The following is a 19,859-nucleotide window of genomic DNA, read 5'->3' as shown; positions in this document are numbered from 1 at the left end:
GCATCTCCCAACGTCTCGAACAGATCTCGAACGGCCCGTCGCGGGTGGGTTGTCCACAGGCGGCGGGCCGCTGTGATGGCCAGCCGATAGTGTGGGCGCTCGTCCGAGACGTCCCGCTGTCCCCCGGGGACACAGGCGTCCACCGCAGTCCATCGAACCGGGGCCTGTACCTCGATGTCCGTGCACAGCCACACGGCAGCCGCGCACGACGCCGCTGCCACACCTGAGTTCCCGCGTCATGTGGTGACCGCGGTCCTCGTCTCCCACGACGGCGCCCGCTGGCTGCCCGACGCGCTCGCCGGGCTGCTGGGCCAGGAGCGCCCCGTCCAGTCCGCCGTCGCCGCGGACACCGGCAGCGCCGACCAGTCCGCGCAGCTGCTCGCCGACGCCCTCGGGGACGACCGCGTCCTGCATCTCGCCCGGCGCACCGGCTTCGGCCAGGCCGTCGAGGAGGCCAACCGCACGGCCCCCCTCCTCACCCCGGACGACCTCACCTACCTCAAGCGGCCCAGCGGCTGGGACCCCGTCACCCGCACCTGGCGCGACGACGCCTACGACCTGCCCGAACTCCCTCACGGGGAGCCGGTGCAGTGGCTGTGGCTCCTGCACGACGACTGCGCCCCCGAACCCGACGCCCTGGCCCAGCTGCTGCGCGTCGTGGAGAACGAACACGAGCTGGGCCGCGACGACGTCGCCGTGGTCGGCCCGAAGCTGCGCGGCTGGTACGACCGCCGGGCGCTCCTGGAGGTCGGCGTCACCATCGCCAACTCAGGCCGCCGCTGGACCGGTCTGGACCGCCGCGAACAGGACCAGGGGCAGCACGACCACGTGCGCCCGGTCCTGTCCGTCTCCACCGCCGGCATGCTCATCCGGCGCGACGTCTTCGAGGAGCTCGGCGGCTTCGACCGGCACCTGCCCCTCATGCGGGACGACGTCGACCTGTGCTGGCGCGCCACCGCCGCCGGCCACCGCGTCCTCGTCGCCCCCGAGGCCGTCGTCCGGCACGCCGAGGCCGCCTCCCGCGAGCGCCGCGCCGTCGACTGCGTGGGCCGCACCGCCGCCTCCCCGCACAAGGTCGACAAGGCGGGCGCCGTCTACACCCTCCTCGTCAACACCCGTGGCGCCGCCCTGCCCTGGGCGTTGCTGCGCCTCGTCCTCGGCACCGTCCTGCGCACCCTCGCCTACCTCGTGGGCAAGGTGCCCGGCCAGGCCCTCGACGAGATCCGCGGCCTCATGGGCACCCTGCTGCGCCCCGAGCGGATCATCGCCGGCCGGCGCCGGCGCGGCGCCCCCGTCATCGACAAGGGCGAGCTGCGCGCCCTGTTCCCCCCGCCGGGTGCGACCGTGCGGGCCACTGTCGAACAGATCGCGAGCAGCGTCGTCGGCCGCTCCGACCCCGAGGTGGTCACCGGCGCGGGCCGGCACGGCAGCGCGATCGAGTCCGGACCCGGCGGCGACGACGCCGACTTCCTGGAGATCGAGCAGTTCGCGCGCCTCAAGCGCATCGCCCGCAAGCCCGCCCCGGTGCTCTTCCTCGTCCTGCTGCTCGTCTCGCTGATCGCCTGCCGTGAACTCCTCGGCGGCGGCGCGCTGGCGGGCGGCGCCCTGCTGCCCGCCCCGGCCGACGCCGACGAGCTGTGGTCGCACTACGTCGACGCCTGGCACCCCGTCGGCACCGGCGGCACCGCGTCCCCACCGCCGTACCTCGCGCTCGTCGCGGCGCTCGCCTCCCTCCTGCTCGGCTCCACCGGACTCGCCGTCACCGTCCTGCTCGTCGGCTCGGTGCCGCTGGCCGGGCTCACCGCGTACTTCGCGTCGCGCCCGCTCGTCGAGTCCCGTCTCCTGCGCGCGTGGGCGGCCGTCGTCTACGCCTTCCTGCCCGCCGCCACCGGAGCCCTCGCCGGCGGCCGGATCGGCACCGCCGTCCTCAGCGTGCTCCTGCCGCTGATCGCGCGCGCCGGCATCGCGGCCAGCGGCCTGGCACACTCCTCCGGCACCCGCGGAAGCTGGCGCGCCACCTGGGCCTACGCCCTGCTGCTGACCCTCACCACCGCCTTCACACCGATCGTGTGGCCGATCGCGCTGCTCCTCGGCCTCACCCTCCTCGCGGTGCGTCGCACCGACATCACCGCCTACGGACTGCGCTTCGTCGCCCAGCTCGGCGTGCCCCTGCTGGCGCTCGCCCCCTGGTCGCTGTCGCTGCTGCCGTTCGGCTTCTTCCAGGAGGCCGGCCTGGACTTCGGCCCCTCGGCCGCCTCCGCCCTCGACCTGCTCAACGCCAGCCCCGGCGGCCCCGGCACGGTCGAAGGGCTCATGCTCGGCGGGGTCGTGCTGGCCGCGCTGGCCGCCCTGCTGCGCTCCGAGCGGCAGCCGGCCATCCGGACGGCGTGGGCGGTCGCGCTGCTCGGCCTCGTCTTCGCGGTCCTGTCCAATCGCTCGGCGTGGGCCGGACCCGCCACCCTCGTGTACGGGCTCGCCCTGCTGGCCGCCGCCCTGCTCGGCGCCGACGGGGCACGCGCCCGCGTGGCCGAGCAGAGCTTCGGCTGGCGACAGCCGGTCGCCGCGCTGGTCGCCTTCGCCGCCGCGGCGGGCCCGTTCCTGCTCGCCGCCGGCTGGATGATCCGCGGCGCCGACGGACCCCTGGAGCGACGCGACCCGGTGCAGGTCCCGGCGTTCGTCGCCGAGGAGAGCGGCACCCGCGACCAGGCCCGCACCCTCGTCCTCGACAGCGACTCCACGGCCCGCGTCGGCTATGTGCTGGTCCGCGGCTCCGGCGCCCGTCTCGGCGACGCCGAACTCGCCCTGGCCGACGGGGAGAACACCCGGCTGGACAAGATCGTGGCGAACCTCGTCGCCGGCTCCGGCGCCGACCAGGCCGACCAGCTCGGCTCGTTCGCCGTGCGCTACGTCCTCGTCCGCAAGGGCGCGCCGCGCGAGGTCGCGCGCGTGCTGGACGCCACGCCCGGTCTGTCGCGGCTCAGCGAGCAGAAGGGCAGCGCGCTGTGGCGGATCGACCGGCAGGTGTCCCGCGCGGCGATCGTCACCGGCTCCGGGTCCGGGGCCGCGTCGGCCGCGCCGCAGCCCGTCGCCGCGGGACCCGTGGACATCCACACCACGATCGAGCCCGGTGCCGAGGGCCGCGTCCTGCGGCTCGCCGACACCGCCGACGACGGCTGGACGGCCACCCTGGACGGCAGGCCGCTCACCCCGACGACCGTCGACGGATGGGCGCAGGGCTTCGAACTGCCCGCCGCCGGGGGCACGCTGGACGTCACCTACGACGACCCCTTCACCCACACCGCCTGGCTGTGGGCGCAGGGACTCCTGGCCGTCGTCCTCGTCGTGATGGCCCTCCCGGGCCGGCGCCGCGACATCGACGACGACCTGCCCGAGGAGGAGCCCGTCCCCGCCGAGGCCGTGGCCGGCGAGGGACGGCGGGCCCGCAGGCTGCGCGCCCAGGCGGAGGCCGAGGCGGCGGAGGCCGCTCCGGAGACGGACGCCCCCGAGGCCGGTGCCTTCGAGGCCGACGGGTTCCCGCCCCCGCCCCCGCCCCCGCCCGGACAGCCGCCGGCCCCGGCGGACATCCCCCAGCAGGGTTCCTACGGCGAGTGGGACACACCAGGTCACCCGAGCCCCGAGTACGGCGGCTACCAAGGCGAGCAGTACCAGGACGCCACGCAGTACCAGGACGGCCGGCAGTACTCGGGCGGCGGCTACGACCAGCAGTACCAGGGCGATCCGTACCAGGGCGCCCCGTACGACCCGTACGCGTACGGCGGGCAGGACCAGACCGGGGCCTACGACGCCTCCTACGACCAGACCTACCAGCAGGGCTACGACCCCGCGTACGACCCGGCGCGGCAGGACCCGCACGGCAGCGGACGTTCCGACGGGAGCCAGCAGTGAACCGCACCACCCTGTCCCTGATCGCCGGTGCCACCGCCCTCGCCGCCGTCACCGGGTTCGCGGCCGTCACCTCCCCGGACACGTCCGGGCCCGGCACCGCCGCCACGGCCGCCGAACTGCCCGTGGAGCGCACGAGCCTCACGTGCCCCACGCCGAGCGTCTCGGACCTGGCGGAGACGACGTACACCTCGTTCACGCCCCTCACCAAGGGGACGGGCGCCGCGGGCAAGGCCGAACTGCGCCCGGCCGCCACCGAGTCGACGGACGGCAAGACCGGCAAGACCGGCAAGACCGGGAAGAAGGCGTCGGGCAAGGACGCCGAGGGCGGCAAGGACGAGGCCGGCACGGCCGCCGAGCCGGTCCTGGCGGCCAAGGAGCCGGGCAAGCCGGTCATCGAGGAGGACTCCGGCTCGGAGTCGCCGGCGCTGGTCGGGACCGCCGACGGGAAGTTCGCGCCCGGCTGGACCGTGCAGCAGACCACCGAGGTCGCCGCCGGCTCGGGCCGCGGTCTGCTCGGCGTCACCTGCACGGCACCGGACACCGACTTCTGGTTCCCGGGCGCCAGCACGGCGGTCGACCGCACGGACTACGTGCACCTGGTGAACCCGGACGACTCCGCCGCCGTCGTCGACATCGAGCTGTACGGCAGGGACGGCGCCCTGGAGACCACGGCGGGCGAGGGCATCACCGTCCCGCCGCACTCCGACGATCCGGTCCTGCTGTCCACGCTGACCACCGAGAAGCAGGACAACGTGACCGTGCACGTGAGTGTGCGCAGCGGTCGTGTGGGGGCCTCGGTGCAGGCCCTGGACGACAAGCTGGGCGGCGACTGGCTGAGCGCGTCCGTCGACCCCACCGGGAGCGTCGTGATCCCCGGCATCCCGAAGGACGCGACGGCGGTGCGGCTGATCGCGTTCGCGCCGGGTGACGCGGACGCGGACCTGAAGGTACGGCTCGCCTCGCCCTCCGGTCAGATCACCCCGGCCGGGCACGAGACGCTGCATCTGAAGGCGGGCATGACCGGCGCGGTGGACCTCGGCGACGTCATGCGCGGCGAGCCGGGCTCGCTGGTGCTGACCCCGACGGGCCGCTCGGTGCCGGTGGTCGCCGCGGTGCGGGTGGTGCGCGGCAAGGGCGCCGGGCAGGAGACGGCGTTCATACCGGCGACCCGGCCGGTCGGCGCGCGGGCGACCGTCGTGGACAACCGGGCGAAGGGCACGACGCTGTCGCTGACGGCGCCGTTCGGCGCGGCGGAGGTCAAGGTCACCGCGTCCGCCGGCAGCGAGGGCGGCACGGCGGCGACGAAGTCGTTCACGATCAAGGCGGGGACGACCCAGCAGATCGAGGCACCGGTGCCGAGCGGCCTGAAGGGCACCTACGCCCTGACGGTGGAGTCGGTGTCCGGCGGCGAGGTCCACGGGGCCCGGACGCTCACGGAGGGGAAGGACGGCGTCTCCGCCTTCACCGTGCAGACCCTGCCCGACGACCGCGGCATGGTGGCCGTCCCGGACGCCGACCAGGACCTCTCGGTGCTCCAGCAGTAGGCGCCCCAGAAGCAGGCGACGGCCCCGGTGCCGCTCCGGCCCCGGGGTCAGTCCTCCCCGTACCGGGGGTCCACCGTCTCCGGGGTCAGTCCCAGCACCTCGGCGACCTGTTCCACGACCACCTCGTGCACGAGGGCCGCGCGCTCGTCCCGGCCCTTGGTGCGGATCTCCACCGGCCTGCGGTAGACGACCACGCGGGCCGGACGGCCGTCGCGGGCGGCGACGGTGCCGCCGAGCGGGACCGCCTCGTCGTTCCAGGTGCCGGTGCCGTCCAGGCGCGGCACCTCCAGGACGAGGAAATCGATGTCGGCGAGCTGCGGCCAGCGGCGTTCCAGGCGCTCCACGGAGTCCTGCACCAGGTCGGCGAACGCGTCGGCGCGACTGGCGGCCAGGGGGACCTGGGGTGGTGCGATCGGGCCGCGCATGCCCCGCCCGTGACGATCACGGCGGCGGGGCCCGGGGCCGACGGCACGGGGCGGTACGGGGGTGTCCATCACTGACGAAGCGTAGTCCCCGTGGCCGCCGCCCGCCGGATGTCCGGGCGCGGGCCGGGGCGGTGTGCACCGGGCCGTACGGCATGTCGGCAGATGACCATTCCAGCCAAGCTTGGGCTCGTTTCCGTATCTCTCCGAGACTGGTGAGGTCGTGGTAATTGACAGGGTTTGTGGTAAGTGGTGACCGCCTCCGGTCGGAGCCGGGTTCGGGGCGCCTTCTGTCTCCGCAGGTCACAGAGGTGGGGTGAATGGGGCGTGTGGGGTGTTTCACGCCACGACACGGTGGGGTGACCTGGGGGAGAGTCGTCGCGGCCCGCTCAAGAGTGCGGTACCGTCCAACGTCGTGAGCCCTGTACGTCGCTGTTCGCGCACCGCTTGCGGCCGTCCCGCCGTAGCGACGCTGACGTACGTCTACGCCGACTCGACCGCGGTTCTCGGCCCGCTCGCCACCTACGCCGAACCCCACTGCTACGACCTGTGCGCCGAGCACTCCGAGCGCCTGACCGCCCCGCGCGGGTGGGAGGTCGTACGGCTGCTGGACGGTTCCGCTCCGGCCCGCCCGAGCGGGGACGACCTGGAAGCGCTCGCCAACGCCGTGCGCGAGGCCGCCCGTCCGCAGGAGCGCGCCGCCGGGGCCGGCGGTGGCGGAGGGCGCGGAGCCGACCCGATGGAAGTCGCGCGGCGAGGTCACCTGCGCGTGCTGCGGTCGCCCGACAACTGACGTCCCGACAACTGACGCCCCGGCAACTGACGCCCGGTCCTCCGAGCGCCCCCGCTTCTCGCGTTCTCTCCGCGTTCCCCCCCCGTTCCCCGCGTTCCCCGCGATCTCTTCGTCGCGAGTGCTGCACGCCCATTGACGCCAGGTTGTCGCGGACACGACCATTCCTAGGCCGGAACGAGAAATCACTTTCCGCATGGCGGAATCCGGGGAGGCGTCGTGTACGTGCAGGAACTCGAGCCCGTCGGGGGCTCCCTCGGTCTGTCCGCCCTGGTGGCGGCCCTGCCGCTGGTGATCGTCCTCGTCCTGCTGGGCGCGGTCCGCATGAAGGCGCACCTGGCCGGGCTCCTGGGGCTCCTGGGCGCCGTCCTGGTCGCCTGGCTCGCCTACGGCATGCCGCTCGGCCAGACGCTCTCCAGCGCCGCCCAGGGAGCCGTCTTCGGCCTCTTCCCCATCCTGTGGATCGTCGTCAACGCCCTGTGGGTGTATCGGATGACGGTCCGCACCCGGCACTTCGACATCCTGCGGCGGTCGTTCGGCCGGCTCTCCGACGACCCGCGGATCCAGGCGCTCGTCGTCGCCTTCTGCTTCGGCGCCCTGCTGGAGGCCCTCGCCGGGTTCGGGGCCCCCGTCGCCATCTGCTCGGTCATGCTCGTGGCACTCGGCTTCGACCCGGTGCGGGCGGCGGTCGTCGCACTCGTCGCCAACACCGCGCCCGTGGCCTTCGGCGCGATGGGCACCCCCGTGGTCACACTGGCCCAGGTGACCGGGCTGCCGCTGGACGACGTCGCGTCCGTGGTGGGCCGTCAGACCCCGCTGCTGGCCCTCGTGGTGCCGCTCCTGCTGGTCGGCCTGGTGGACGGCAGGCGCGGCCTGCGCGAGACCTGGGTGCCCGCCCTGGTGTGCGGAGTCGCCTTCGCCGTGGCCCAGTTCGCCGCCGCCAACTACGTCTCCGCGCAACTCGCCGACATCGGCGCCGCCCTGGTGGGCGCCGGCGCCCTGGTCGCCGTACCGCACGCGCGGGTGCCCGCCACGGAGGCCGTACGCGCGTCCGCGCTCACCGGGACGCGCAGCGAGGAACTGGACGAGGACGACCCGCGCGCGGAGATCGTCCGCGCCTACGCCCCCTACGCGCTGATCGTGGTGATCTTCTCCGTCGCCCAGATACCGCCGGTCAAGGCCTGGCTGGCCCGTGCGACCCAGACCTTCGACTGGCCCTTCCTCGACGTCGCCGACGCCGCAGGCACCCCGGTCGGTGCCAACGTGTTCAGCTGGCCGATCGTCTCCACCGGCGGCACGCTCGTGCTGCTCGCCGGCGTCTGCACGGCGGCCGTGCTCGGCGTGCACGCGCGCGTGGCCGTCAAGGAGTGGCTGGCGACCGTGCACGAGCTGCGGTACGCCATCCTGACCGTCACGTCCGTGCTGGCCCTCGCCTACGTCATGAACCTCTCCGGACAGGCCGCCACCATCGGCCACTTCGTCGCCGCGGCCGGCGCCGGACTCGCCTTCCTGTCACCGGTGCTGGGCTGGTTCGGCGTGGCCGTCTCCGGCTCCGACACCTCCGCCAACGCCCTGTTCGGCGCGCTGCAGGTCACCGCGGCCCGCCAGTCGGGACTGTCGCCGGACCTGCTGGCCGCCGCGAACAGTTCCGGCGGTGTGCTCGGCAAGATGATCTCGCCGCAGAACCTCACCATCGCGTGCGCGGCCGTCGGTCTCGCGGGCCGCGAGGGCGACCTGCTGCGCAAGGTCCTGCCATGGAGCCTGGGGCTGCTGCTGGTGATGTGTCTGATCGTGGTCGGCCAGAGTTCACCCGTGCTCGGCTGGATGCTGCCCTGACCCCCTCGGCGACCGCCGGGTTACGGCTGTGGGTCCACTCGGGACCGGCCCACCGCGCTGTCGGTGCGGACGGGTAGTTTGGGGTCCCGGTGAGGACTTTCAGGAGGGGTGCCCGTGGCTGCTGATCTGTCGCAGATCGTGAAGGCGTACGACGTGCGCGGAGTGGTCCCGGACCAGTGGGACGAGCCGCTGGCCGAGGTGTTCGGCGCGGCCTTCGCGCAGGTGACCGGCGCGAGCGCGATCGTGACCGGCCACGACATGCGGCCGTCGTCCCCCGGTCTGTCCGCCGCCTTCGCGCGCGGAGCGGCCCGGCGGGGCGTGGACGTCACCGAGATCGGCCTGTGCTCCACGGACCAGCTGTACTACGCCTCGGGCGCGCTGGACCTGCCCGGCGCCATGTTCACGGCCTCGCACAACCCCGCGCGGTACAACGGCATCAAGATGTGCCGCGCCGGAGCCGCCCCCGTCGGCCAGGACACCGGCCTCGCCGACATCCGCGCACTGGTGGAGGAGTGGACCGGCTCGGGCGCACCAGCCCCGGCCGCCACGACCGGCGCCGTCACGCGCCGCGACACCCTGGACGACTACGCGGCGCACCTGCGCTCCCTCGTCGACCTCACCGCGATCCGGCCCCTGAAGGTCGTCGTCGACGCGGGCAACGGCATGGGCGGCCACACCGTGCCGACCGTCCTCGCGGGCCTCCCGCTGGACGTCGTCCCGATGTACTTCGAGCTGGACGGCACCTTCCCGAACCACGAGGCGAACCCGCTGGACCCGGCGAACATCGTGGACCTGCAGAAGCGGGTCCGCGAGGAGGGCGCCGACCTCGGCATCGCCTTCGACGGCGACGCCGACCGCTGCTTCGTCGTCGACGAGCGCGGCGAGCCCGTCCCGCCGTCCGCCGTCACCGCCCTCGTGGCCGCCCGCGAACTCGCCCGGTACGGCGGGCAGGGCACGGTCATCCACAACCTGATCACCTCGTGGTCCGTCCCCGAGGTCGTCCGGGAGCACGGCGGCACCCCCGTCCGCACCCGCGTCGGGCACTCCTTCATCAAGGCCGAGATGGCGAAGTCCGGCGCGATCTTCGGCGGCGAGCACTCCGCGCACTACTACTTCAAGGACTTCTGGAACGCCGACACCGGCATGCTGGCCGCCCTCCACGTCCTCGCGGCGCTCGGCGGCCAGGACGGCACCCTGTCCCAACTGGTCGCCCGGTACGACCGCTACGCAGGCTCCGGCGAGATCAACTCCACCGTCGCCGACCAGGCGGACCGCCTCGCCGCGATCCGGGCCGCCTACGAGGGACAGGACGGCGTGACCCTGGACGACCTCGACGGCCTCACGGTGACGTCCGCCGACTGGTGGTTCAACGTCCGCCCGTCCAACACCGAGCCCCTCCTGCGGCTCAACGCCGAGGCCCGCGACGAGGCCACGATGGCGAAGGTGCGGGACGAGGCCCTGGCCATCATCAGAGCCTGAGCCCCCGCGCGCGGGGCGGCCCCGGCCGCCCCGCAGGGCAGCGCCCGCGAGCCGCCCCCACCGGCGGTACGCTGACCAGGCACATCCGCACCGCCCACGCACCACCGACACCCGCCCCCAGAAGGGACCCGCCATGCCGCTGGAAGCCGGCCTCCTGGAGATCCTCGCCTGCCCGGCCTGCCACGCCCCCCTCGAGGAGCAGGACACCGAGCTGGTCTGCACCGGACAGGACTGCGGTCTGGCGTACCCCGTCCGCGACGGCATCCCCGTCCTCCTCGTCGACGAGGCCCGCCGCCCCGCGTAAGCACCCCGCGGCCGCGGCCCGCAGGGCCCGCGGCCGTCGCCGGCCGGCGCCAGACCGGCCGGCACCGCACGAAGCACCCGCACCGACGCACCGGCACGACAGAGCCGCCAGACGACCCGGCGATCGGAGGCCTTCCGCCCATGCTCGACGAATCGCTGCTCGACGCGCCGGAAGCGCTCGCGGAGGCCGACCGCCGTGCCCTGCTGCGCGGCGCGGCCGAGGCGGGTGCCCGCGTCCGCACCGCCGCCCGGCACGCCACCGAGGCAGGCGTCCACGATCTCAAGCCCGACGGCCGCCCCCGCGCCATCCTGATCGCGGGACCCGGTGCCGCCGCCATCTGCGTCGCCGACCTGCTCGGCACGCTCGCCGGCGCCACCAGCCCCGTCACCCGCCTCGCGCCGACCGGCGTCGCCCCCGCGGGCGGCGCCCTGCGCTGGGAGCTGCCGGGCTGGGCCGGCTCCGTCGACCTGCTGCTGATCGCCACCCCCGACGGCAGCGAACCCGGCCTGTCGCTGCTGGCCGAGCAGGCCTACCGCCGCGGCTGCGCCGTCGTCGCGGTGTCCCCCGCCGGCTCCCCGCTCGCCGAGGCCGTGCCGAACAGCCACGGCCTGTTCGTGCCGATGGCGACCGCCCCCTACGAGCTGGACACCCCGCTCGCCGCCTCCGCGCCCGGCGTGCTGTGGGCGCTGCTGACCCCCCTCCTCGCGCTGCTCGACCGGACCGGGATCCTCGCGGCCCCGCCCGACGTCGTGGAGAAGGTCGCCGACCGCCTCGACCACGTCGCCGAGCGCTGCGGCCCCGCCGTCGCGACGTACAGCAACCCGGCCAAGACGCTCGCCGTCGAACTCGCCGACGCACTGCCGCTGGTGTGGACGGAAGGCGTGTCCGCCGGCCCGGCCGGCCGCCGGTTCGCCGCCGCGCTCGCCGAGCTCTCCGGCCACCCCGCCCTCGTCGCCGAGCTGCCCGAGGCCCTGTCCGCGCACAGCGCCCTGCTCGCCGGCCGGCTCGCGGCGAGCGCCGATCCCGACGACTTCTTCCGGGACCGCGTCGAGGAGCCCGCGGCCCTGCACGCGCGCGTCGTGCTCCTGCGCGACCGGCCGATCGGCGGCCTCACCGCCGCGCCCGCCGCCCGCGACCTGGCCCTCAGCCACGACACCCCGATCAGCGAGCTCGAACCGGAACCCGGCGACGAGCTGGAGACCCTCGCGGAACTGATCGCCGTCACGGATTTCGCCGCCGTCTACCTGGCGCTCGCCTCGGGCGCCTAGACCTGTCCCGGGACGCACCGGGCAGCGGCCGTACGCGCGCGAACCCGTCACGAACGGCCGCCGTCCGGCGGGTGCTTCCTGGCCCACCGCGCAAGACCCGTGCTCCCGCGCACAGGACCCACGTTCCACCGAAGAAGACCCGCGCTCGTACGCGCCGGCACGCACGCACAGAGAGCAGGCAGAACCCGCATGGACCGCCTCGACAACACCGTCCGCCCCTACGCCTGGGGTTCCATTACCGCCCTGCCGAAGCTCCTCGGCGTCGAGCCGAGCGGTGAACCGCAGGCGGAGATGTGGATGGGCGCCCACCCCGGCGCCCCCTCGCGCACGGCCCGCGGCACCCTCGTCGAGGTCATCGAGGCCGACCCCGAGCGGGAACTGGGCGCGGCGACCGTCGCCAAGTTCGGCCCCCGCCTGCCCTTCCTCCTCAAACTCCTCGCCGCCGGCGCCCCCCTCTCCCTCCAGGTCCACCCCGACCTCGCCCAGGCGAAGCAGGGGTACGAGGACGAGGAGCGCCGCGGCATCCCCGTGGACGCAGGCCACCGCAACTACAAGGACGCCAACCACAAGCCCGAACTGATCTGCGCGCTCACCGAGTTCGACGGCCTGTGCGGCTTCCGCGACCCCGTCCAGGCGGCCGGCCTGCTGGACGCCCTCGGCGTCGACTCCCTCAAGCCGTACGTCGACCTGCTGCACGCGCGCCCCGAGGAGGCGGCCCTGCGCGAGGTGCTGACCGCCATCCTCACCGCCGACCGCGACGCCATGGCCCACACCGTCGCCGAGGCCGCGGCCGCCTGCACCCGCCTCGGCGGCGAGCACGCCCCGTACGCCGGCATCGCCCACCACTACCCCGGCGACCCCGGCGTCATCGCTGCCATGCTCCTCAACCACGTCCGGCTGCAGCCCGGCGAGGCCCTGTTCCTCGGCGCCGGCATCCCGCACGCCTACCTGAACGGACTCGGCGTCGAGATCATGGCCAACTCCGACAACGTCCTGCGCTGCGGCCTCACCCCCAAACACGTCGACGTCCCCGAACTCCTGCGCGTCGTCCGCTTCGAGGCGGGCGACCCCGGAGTGCTGCGCCCGGAGGCCGCACCGGACGGCGAGGAGGTCTACGAGACCCCGATCGACGAGTTCCGGCTCTCCCGGTACGTCCTGCCGGAGGGGACCACCGCCCACGACCTCACCCGGGCGACCCCGCAGATCCTGCTCTGCACGTCGGGTTCCGTCCGTGCCGGGGAACACGACCTGACGCCGGGCCGGTCGGTCTTCGTCCCGGCGGGCGAAAAGGCCGAAGTGTCCGGTGCCGGCACGGTGTTCCGGGCCACGGTCGTCGCCTGAGCGAGGTATCCGGCGGCCCGGCGGGCCAGGGTCCGGCCGGACTGCGACAATGGCCCACCGGCAAAGGCCGGGCAAAGCCGACCGAGGGCAGCGCGCCCTCGCCGGCGACGCCCGGACGACGTAGGTACGAAGGCTCCGAAGGCGAAGGGACAACGCGACACATGAGCGCGTCAGGCGGTACCAAGGCGATCGTGGCGGCACTCGCCGCCAACCTCGCGATCGCTGCATCGAAGTTCGTGGCGTTCGCGTTCAGCGGCTCGTCGTCGATGCTCGCCGAAGGCGTGCACTCGCTCGCCGACTCCGGCAACCAGGCCCTGCTGCTGGTCGGCGGCAAGAAGGCCCAGCGCGAGGCGACGCCGCAACACCCCTTCGGCTACGGCCGCGAGCGCTACATCTACGCCTTCCTCGTGTCGATCATCCTGTTCTCGGTCGGCGGCATGTTCGCCCTCTACGAGGGCTACGAGAAGATCAAGCACCCCCACGAGATCGACCACTGGTACTGGCCGGTCGGCGTCCTCGTCTTCGCGATCATCGCCGAGGGCTTCTCCTTCCGGACGGCCATCAAGGAGTCCAACGTCACCCGCGGCGGGAAGTCCTGGAAGGAGTTCGTCCGCCACGCCAAGGCGCCCGAGCTGCCCGTCGTCCTGCTGGAGGACTTCGGCGCGCTGGTCGGCCTGGTCCTCGCCCTCGGCGGCGTCAGCCTCGCCCTGCTCACCGGTGACGGCGTCTGGGACGGTGTGGGCACCATCTGCATCGGCGTCCTGCTCGTCCTGATCGCGGTCGTCCTGGCCATCGAGACCAAGTCGCTGCTGCTCGGCGAGTCCGCCGGCGCCGAGGAGACGAAGCGGATCGAGGCCGCCATCGTCGACGGCGACACCGTCACCGGCATCATCCACATGCGCACGCTCCACCTCGGCCCCGAGGAACTCCTCGTCGCCGCCAAGATCGCCGTCCAGCACGACGACACGGCCCGCGAGGTCGCCGCCGCGATCAACGCCGCCGAGGCCCGCATCCGCGAGGCCGTCCCGATCGCCCGCGTCATCTACCTCGAACCCGACATCTACAGCGAGGCCGAGGCGACCAAGGGCGCCGACCCCGAGGCGACCCCGGGCGGTCCCGCCCCACACGACACCGCCCACTGACATCAGCTCACCCCGAGGGGCCCGCCGCACTTTTCCGGCGGGCCCCTCGGCACGTGGTCCCCGCGAGGGCCGGCCCACCTCGCACAGCACCTCCACGACGGTGCCTTCTCCGGCGCGCCCGGCAGCCACTCCCGGAACCGGCGTCCGTCAGCCTCCGCGACAGCAGCGCCACGACGCGCGGATGCTCGTCACCGGCGGCCGCCTCCGGTACGGCGATCATGAACAGCGGCCGGGCCTTCGAACCGTCGGGGGAGTCCCACTCGACGCCCTCGGCGCAGGGAGGCGAAACCGACGGCCGGCGCACTCACCGCGTCCGTCTTGACGTGCGGGACCGCGATCTCCTCACCGAGCCCGGTCGTGCCCCGCTCCTCCCGCCGCAGCGCCGTGGCCACCAGCTCGTCCTCGTCCGCGACCCGGCCGCCGCGCGCCAGCGGGCCGGCCATCTCCCGGATCGCGGCCGCCTTGTCCGTGGCGTCCGGCCGGCCCCGCACCGTCCGCTCGGTCAGGTGACCGCAGAGCACCGCACGGGCCCCACCTGCGGATGGCCCGGTGGCGCGGGCACGGTGACCGCGGACTCCACCGGCGCCGCGGCACCACCGGCACCCGCCCCGACCGGCACGGCACCTGTTACGTGTGGGCGATGCCGGTCGGGCACGCGGTCACAGCGAGCAACCTCACACGCCGCTCCCCACCGTCGCGCGTGGGGGGAGGGTCCCACCGCGCGCCGGACTCAAGGGGGCGGCAACCCCTCGCCGCAGTCCCGCCCCTTGCCTCCGCGCGGCCCTCACCCGCTGTGCGCAGCAGCACCGGGATGGCCCGAACCGTTCGGAGGCGGGCTGGGGATCGCGGGGCATCCCGGTGTAGCTTGGAACGGAGCCAGACGTCGCTGCTGATGGCGGTCGGGCGGTCCCACTGCGGACCGGCCGAGGGAGAGAGGGCCTCCGACGACTGCGCTGCGCGCACGCGGGCATGCCTGTGCCCTCTTCAGGGCACCCCGGTGTCCGCCGCCGCGCAGAACAGCCGTACCCACCCTCGCCCCGATACCGAGGAGCAGCCCGTAATGACGACTGTCGACAACCGACAGGACTTCAAGGTCGCCGACCTCTCCCTGGCCGAGTTCGGCCGCAAGGAGATCACCCTCGCCGAGCACGAGATGCCCGGCCTGATGGCGATCCGCAAGGAGTACGCCGAGGCGCAGCCGCTGGCCGGCGCCCGCATCACCGGCTCGCTGCACATGACCGTGCAGACGGCCGTCCTGATCGAGACCCTGGCCGCGCTCGGCGCCCAGGTGCGCTGGGCCTCCTGCAACATCTTCTCCACCCAGGACCACGCCGCCGCCGCGATCGCCGTCGGCCCGACCGGCACGCCGGAGAACCCGCAGGGCATCCCGGTCTTCGCCTGGAAGGGCGAGACGCTGGAGGAGTACTGGTGGTGCACCGAGCAGGCGCTGACCTGGCCGGACAGCCCCACCGGCGGCCCGAACATGATCCTGGACGACGGCGGTGACGCCACCCTCCTCGTCCACAAGGGCGTCGAGTACGAGAAGGACGGCAAGGTCCCGGACGTCGACACCGCCGAGTCCGACGAGCACCGCGTCATCCTCCAGCTGCTCCACCGCACCCTGGGCGAGAACCCCCAGAAGTGGACCCACCTGGCGTCCGAGATCCGCGGTGTCACCGAGGAGACCACGACCGGCGTCCACCGCCTGTACGAGATGCAGCGCGACGGCACCCTCCTGTTCCCGGCGATCAACGTCAACGACGCCGTCACCAAGTCGAAGTTCGACAACAAGTACGGCTGCCGCCACTCGCTCATCGACGGCATCAACCGCGCCACCGACGTCCTGATCGGCGGCAAGACCGCCGTCGTCTGCGGCTACGGCGACGTGGGCAAGGGTTGCGCCGAGTCCCTGCGCGGCCAGGGCGCCCGCGTGATCGTCACCGAGATCGACCCCATCTGCGCGCTGCAGGCGGCGATGGACGGCTACCAGGTCACGACCCTCGACGAGGTCATCGACAAGGCCGACATCTTCGTCACCACGACCGGCAACAAGGACATCATCATGGCCTCGGACATGGCCAAGATGAAGCACCAGGCGATCGTCGGCAACATCGGCCACTTCGACAACGAGATCGACATGGCCGGCCTCGCCAAGGTCCCCGGCATCGTCAAGGACGAGGTCAAGCCGCAGGTCCACACCTGGACCTTCCCGGACGGCAAGGTGATCATCGTGCTGTCCGAGGGCCGCCTGCTGAACCTGGGCAACGCCACCGGCCACCCGTCCTTCGTGATGTCCAACTCGTTCGCGGACCAGACCCTGGCCCAGATCGAGCTGTTCACCAAGCCCGACGAGTACCCGACCGGCGTCTACACGCTGCCCAAGCACCTGGACGAGAAGGTCGCCCGTCTCCACCTGGACGCGCTCGGCGTGAAGCTGACCAAGCTGCGCCCCGAGCAGGCCGCGTACATCGGTGTCGAGGTCGACGGCCCCTTCAAGTCGGACCACTACCGCTACTGAGGCGAGCGCTCCACTCCCTCGGCAGCAGCCGATCCACCGAGGCAGGCCCCCGCACCCCCGTGCCGGGGGCCTGCCCCTTTGGCCCGTACGTCCCCTCGCGCGCACGGGCCTCGGCCCGCGCGGCCGGACCAGCCCGTCACGACCGGACCGCTCGCGAGACCAGACCGCCCGTCAAGCCTCAGGACCCCGATGCCCCGCGGCCGCTATTCGCTCCTCGATCCGCACGATCACACCCCCCTCGCCCAAGAACACTTCCAGTGCGCCCCCGGCCCCTCCGGCTGGCGCTACGTCGCCCGGCGCACCACCCCCGCCGGTCACGACAGCGGCTCCGTCGACCTCACCCTCGACACGCTCGGCCGCCCCCTCCGCCTGGAGCTCCACGCCGGGGACTGGCAGGTCCGCGGCGCCGCCCTCGACGGCGTCACCTGGGTCCGCACGGACCCCACGGGGACCGAGGCCACCGAAGGCAACGTGCCCGCCCACGCCTTCACCGGGACATCCCCCGCGTTCCTCGTCGCCACCACCCGTCTGCTGCGCCTCACCCCTTCCGCCTCCGCGACCCGCGTACGCCTGGTGGCCCTCACGGACCCGGTCCTCGCCCCCCGCACCGTGGACCAGTCCTGGGCGCTGGTGAACAGAGAAACACACGCCACTGACAACGGCCCCCTGACCGTGGACGAGTACGAGGTCACCGCCTTGGACACGGGCGAACGGCACGCCGTGCACATCGCCGGCGACGTGGTCCTCGCGGCCCCCGGCGTCGAACTGGAGGACCTTGACTCCCCGCCGTCGACGTTCAGTTGACCGAGGCCGGACTAGGCGGGTGGAACGAACCCGGTGGACGGCCGCGTGCCGGACCGGTCCTCAGCGGACCGGTCCCCGGCGGGCGGGTCCTGCGACACCGGGTGATAGGGCTCCGAGGGCTCCGGGCGATAGCGCGATGCCTCCTGGGGCCCGGGCGTGGGCATCCCGCTGGGGGCGACACTCGGACGGTCGCCTGCCGACGGTGCCGCGGCGAAGGCGCGGCGGGCCTCCCGCGTCTGCCGCTCGTGCAGCACGGCGGCGAGGTAGGCGGCGGGCGGGACACCCGGCGGCACCGGCGCGCCCGTGCGGGCCGCCACCTCCGTCGCGAGCCGCTGCGCCATGCTCCAGCCGACCTGCGGATCGAGGGTCTGCATGCGCGTGAGGTACTGACGGACGGAGAGCCACAGCCCGTCCGGCACGGCCGACAGATCGAGTGCCGAGAACCGCCCCGCCAGCCATGGCGGAGGCGGCGGAACAAATCCCGTCCGCGCTTCCGGCACCCGTTCCCGTACGACGAGCGTGCCGGCGAAGACGTCACCGAGCCGCCGCCCGCGCGCGGAGACGAGCGACGCGACGACGGCGACCACGCCGAGCGTCAGCAGGATCTCGATGACACCGATGAGACCCCGCACCAGGGCGTGCCGGAACCGGATCGGCCCCCCGTCGTCCCGCACCACCCGCAACCCGCAGGCCAGCTTCCCGAGCGAGCGCCCATGGCTGAGCGTCTCGACCGCGATCGGCCCGCCGACCAGCAGCAACACGAACAACGCGACCGACAGCGCGGCCTGTGCCGCCTCGTCCAGCGACGCCGTCGCGGCCACCACACCGATCGTCACGACGATGTACGCGACCACGGCCACCGCCAGATCCAGCAGCACGGCCAGGGCCCTGCTGGGCAGCTTCGCGGGGCGCAGCTCCAGCGCCACCGCCTCGCCCGTCACCAGCTCACTCACGCCGACCGTCCTTCCCTGACCTGCCCCTTGAGCGGCCAGTCTGCCAAGCTGAGGGCGCGTAGCGCCGCAGTACGACAAGCTGACGTCCACCAGGAACCGCCGACGAACAGCCGGGGAGCAGGAAAGCAGATGGACCTCGACGTCTTCGTCACCGCCCACCGGGCGGAGTGGGAGCGCCTCGACACCCTGCTGGGCCGGCAACGCCGCCTCACAGGTGCCGAGGCCGACGAACTCGTCGTCCTCTACCAGCGTGCGGCCACCCATCTGTCCCTGATCCAGTCCAGCGCCCCCGACCCCCAGCTGACGGGCCGCCTCAGCCAGCTCGTGGCCCGCGCGCGCAGCGCCGTCACCGGCACCCGCCGCGCGTCGTGGCGCGACGTGACCCGCTTCTTCGCGCACAGCTTCCCGGCCGCGGTCTACCGCTGCCGCCACTGGTGGGTACCGACCGCGCTCCTGTCCACGCTGGTGGCGGTCCTCCTGGGGTGGTGGATCGGAACCCACCCCGCCGTGCAGGCCACCATCGCGGCCCCCAGCCAGCTCCGGGAACTGACCCGCCCCGGCGGGCAGTACGAGACGTACTACTCCAGCCATCCGGCGGCGTCGTTCGCGGCCCAGGTCTGGACGAACAACGCATGGGCGGCAGCGCTCTGCCTGATCCTCGGCGTCTTCCTCGGCCTGCCCGTGCTCTGGATCCTCTTCCAGAACATGCTCAACCTCGGCGTCGGCATCGGCCTGATGTCGTCGGCAGGACGCCTGGACACCTTCCTCGGACTGATCCTCCCGCACGGTCTGCTGGAACTCACGGCGGTCTTCGTCGCCGCCGGCACCGGCCTCCGCCTCGGCTGGACCCTGATCGACCCGGGCCCCCGCACCCGGCGCTCCGCCCTGGCGGAAGAAGGCCGCGCGGCCATCGGGATGGCGATAGGCCTCGCGCTGGTCCTTTTCGTGTCCGGCGCCATCGAAGGGTTCGTCACCCCCTCGGGACTGCCCACCTGGGCACGCATCAGCATCGGCGTCCTCGCCGAGGTGGCCTTCCTCGTCTACGTCTATGTCGTCGGCGGCCGTGCCGCGCGTGAGGGCGATACGGGTGATGTCGAGCAGGCCGAGCGCAGCGCGACCGTGCCGACCGCCGCGTGATGTGCGTACGGGCCTGATGAGCTGCTAGTCTCCTCTTCGCCCCGCGAGAGCCGTTGACACGACGCGAGCGGGGAGGTAGATTCGAACAGTTGCCTGGAGGCGGACCCAGTCCGATCCGGGTAGGTTGAGAACCTATCTGCTTCGGTGGAACATCGATTCCCGAGAAGCCTCTCCCGATAAATCGGAAAAGAACGGCCGGTCAATCTGGCCCAAGACTTCTGATAAAGTCGGAACCGCTGGAAAGGGAAACGCGGAAGCGGGAACCTGGAAAGCACCGAGGAAATCGGGTCGGAAAGATCTGATAGAGTCGGAAACGCAAGACCGAAGGGAAGCGCCCGGAGGAAAGCCCGAGAGGGTGAGTACAAAGGAAGCGTCCGTTCCTTGAGAACTCAACAGCGTGCCAAAAATCAACGCC

At 73.2% G+C, this 19,859-nt stretch carries 15 protein-coding genes; 12 read left to right on the top strand and 3 right to left on the bottom strand.

Translation table 11 applies throughout. The annotated features are described in order from the left end of the window. Positions 1-174 precede the first annotated feature (174 nt). Both ACFRAC_RS12015 and ACFRAC_RS12010 read left to right on the top strand, forming a co-directional pair. On the top strand, positions 175-3,906 hold the full coding sequence (locus tag ACFRAC_RS12015) for a glycosyltransferase (RefSeq protein ID WP_382923776.1): 3,732 nt from the start codon (positions 175-177) through the stop codon (positions 3,904-3,906). Next, entirely contained in the window at positions 3,903-5,450 is a 1,548-nt protein-coding gene (locus ACFRAC_RS12010; RefSeq protein WP_382923775.1) for a DUF5719 family protein, read from the top strand. The genes ACFRAC_RS12015 and ACFRAC_RS12010 overlap by 4 nt, the downstream gene beginning before the upstream one ends. Before the next feature lie 47 nt (positions 5,451-5,497). Here the strand turns inward: ACFRAC_RS12010 and ACFRAC_RS12005 are convergent, their stop codons facing one another. Continuing rightward, positions 5,498-5,944, bottom strand: a complete 447-nt coding sequence (locus ACFRAC_RS12005; protein ID WP_382923774.1) for a metallopeptidase family protein — start codon at positions 5,942-5,944, stop codon at positions 5,498-5,500. A gap of 292 nt (positions 5,945-6,236) precedes the next feature. Here ACFRAC_RS12005 and ACFRAC_RS12000 point away from each other — a divergent pair, with 292 nt between their 5' ends. From ACFRAC_RS12000 to ACFRAC_RS11970, 7 genes are all read left to right on the top strand, one after another. Next, positions 6,237-6,665: a DUF3499 domain-containing protein gene (locus ACFRAC_RS12000; protein ID WP_079033994.1), complete on the top strand. Its 429-nt coding sequence runs from the start codon at positions 6,237-6,239 to the stop codon at positions 6,663-6,665. Between the two features lie 216 nt (positions 6,666-6,881). Beyond that, entirely contained in the window at positions 6,882-8,498 is a 1,617-nt protein-coding gene (locus tag ACFRAC_RS11995; RefSeq protein ID WP_382923773.1) for an L-lactate permease, read from the top strand. Positions 8,499-8,612: 114 nt separating this feature from the next. Further along, a complete protein-coding gene (locus ACFRAC_RS11990; protein WP_382923772.1) occupies positions 8,613-9,977 on the top strand; it encodes a phosphomannomutase/phosphoglucomutase in 1,365 nt (454 codons plus the stop codon). A gap of 133 nt (positions 9,978-10,110) precedes the next feature. Further along, entirely contained in the window at positions 10,111-10,281 is a 171-nt protein-coding gene (locus ACFRAC_RS11985) for a Trm112 family protein (RefSeq protein ID WP_078883827.1), read from the top strand. Between the two features lie 140 nt (positions 10,282-10,421). Next, positions 10,422-11,549, top strand: a complete 1,128-nt coding sequence (locus ACFRAC_RS11980; RefSeq protein ID WP_382923769.1) for an SIS domain-containing protein — start codon at positions 10,422-10,424, stop codon at positions 11,547-11,549. A gap of 189 nt (positions 11,550-11,738) precedes the next feature. After that, the gene (manA, locus tag ACFRAC_RS11975) at positions 11,739-12,890 is read left to right on the top strand and encodes a mannose-6-phosphate isomerase, class I (protein ID WP_382923767.1); all 1,152 of its coding nucleotides are present in this window, start codon (positions 11,739-11,741) and stop codon (positions 12,888-12,890) included. Between the two features lie 161 nt (positions 12,891-13,051). Continuing rightward, the gene (locus ACFRAC_RS11970; protein ID WP_382923765.1) at positions 13,052-14,032 is read left to right on the top strand and encodes a cation diffusion facilitator family transporter; all 981 of its coding nucleotides are present in this window, start codon (positions 13,052-13,054) and stop codon (positions 14,030-14,032) included. Between the two features lie 188 nt (positions 14,033-14,220). Here ACFRAC_RS11970 and ACFRAC_RS11965 read toward each other — a convergent pair whose 3' ends face one another. Then, entirely contained in the window at positions 14,221-14,553 is a 333-nt protein-coding gene (locus tag ACFRAC_RS11965) for a PTS sugar transporter subunit IIA (protein ID WP_382923763.1), read from the bottom strand. Positions 14,554-15,092: 539 nt separating this feature from the next. On the opposite strand from ACFRAC_RS11965, the gene ahcY reads away from it, so the two are divergent. Beyond that, entirely contained in the window at positions 15,093-16,550 is a 1,458-nt protein-coding gene (ahcY, locus tag ACFRAC_RS11960) for an adenosylhomocysteinase (protein ID WP_382923761.1), read from the top strand. Positions 16,551-16,739: 189 nt separating this feature from the next. Beyond that, positions 16,740-17,354 carry a hypothetical protein gene (locus ACFRAC_RS11955; RefSeq protein WP_382923759.1) on the top strand — a complete coding sequence of 205 codons (615 nt, stop codon included), beginning with the start codon at positions 16,740-16,742 and terminating at the stop codon, positions 17,352-17,354. Positions 17,355-17,365: 11 nt separating this feature from the next. Here the strand turns inward: ACFRAC_RS11955 and ACFRAC_RS11950 are convergent, their stop codons facing one another. After that, positions 17,366-18,307, bottom strand: a complete 942-nt coding sequence (locus ACFRAC_RS11950; protein ID WP_382923757.1) for an RDD family protein — start codon at positions 18,305-18,307, stop codon at positions 17,366-17,368. A 129-nt stretch (positions 18,308-18,436) separates the two neighbouring features. On the opposite strand from ACFRAC_RS11950, the gene ACFRAC_RS11945 reads away from it, so the two are divergent. Beyond that, positions 18,437-19,444: a stage II sporulation protein M gene (locus ACFRAC_RS11945; protein ID WP_382923755.1), complete on the top strand. Its 1,008-nt coding sequence runs from the start codon at positions 18,437-18,439 to the stop codon at positions 19,442-19,444. The last annotated feature ends 415 nt before the right edge of the window (positions 19,445-19,859 follow it).

The sequence above is a fragment of the Streptomyces sp. NPDC056628 genome (assembly GCF_042792555.1).
Taxonomy (GTDB): domain Bacteria; phylum Actinomycetota; class Actinomycetes; order Streptomycetales; family Streptomycetaceae; genus Streptomyces.
The sequence above is the reverse complement of the archived record's forward strand: the minus strand, read 5'-3'. Positions and strand labels throughout refer to the sequence as shown.

What these genes read in the sequence shown, in the direction of transcription:
- ACFRAC_RS12005 (WP_382923774.1), bottom strand. Translation starts at nt 5,944, where the DNA reads ATGGACACCCCCGTACCGCCCCGTGCCGTCGGCCCCGGGCCCCGCCGC.
- ACFRAC_RS11970 (WP_382923765.1), top strand. Translation starts at nt 13,052, where the DNA reads ATGAGCGCGTCAGGCGGTACCAAGGCGATCGTGGCGGCACTCGCCGCC.
- ACFRAC_RS11985 (WP_078883827.1), top strand. Translation starts at nt 10,111, where the DNA reads ATGCCGCTGGAAGCCGGCCTCCTGGAGATCCTCGCCTGCCCGGCCTGC.
- ahcY (WP_382923761.1), top strand. Translation starts at nt 15,093, where the DNA reads ATGACGACTGTCGACAACCGACAGGACTTCAAGGTCGCCGACCTCTCC.
- ACFRAC_RS11980 (WP_382923769.1), top strand. Translation starts at nt 10,422, where the DNA reads ATGCTCGACGAATCGCTGCTCGACGCGCCGGAAGCGCTCGCGGAGGCC.
- ACFRAC_RS11945 (WP_382923755.1), top strand. Translation starts at nt 18,437, where the DNA reads ATGGACCTCGACGTCTTCGTCACCGCCCACCGGGCGGAGTGGGAGCGC.
- ACFRAC_RS11955 (WP_382923759.1), top strand. Translation starts at nt 16,740, where the DNA reads ATGCCCCGCGGCCGCTATTCGCTCCTCGATCCGCACGATCACACCCCC.
- manA (WP_382923767.1), top strand. Translation starts at nt 11,739, where the DNA reads ATGGACCGCCTCGACAACACCGTCCGCCCCTACGCCTGGGGTTCCATT.
- ACFRAC_RS12015 (WP_382923776.1), top strand. Translation starts at nt 175, where the DNA reads ATGTCCGTGCACAGCCACACGGCAGCCGCGCACGACGCCGCTGCCACA.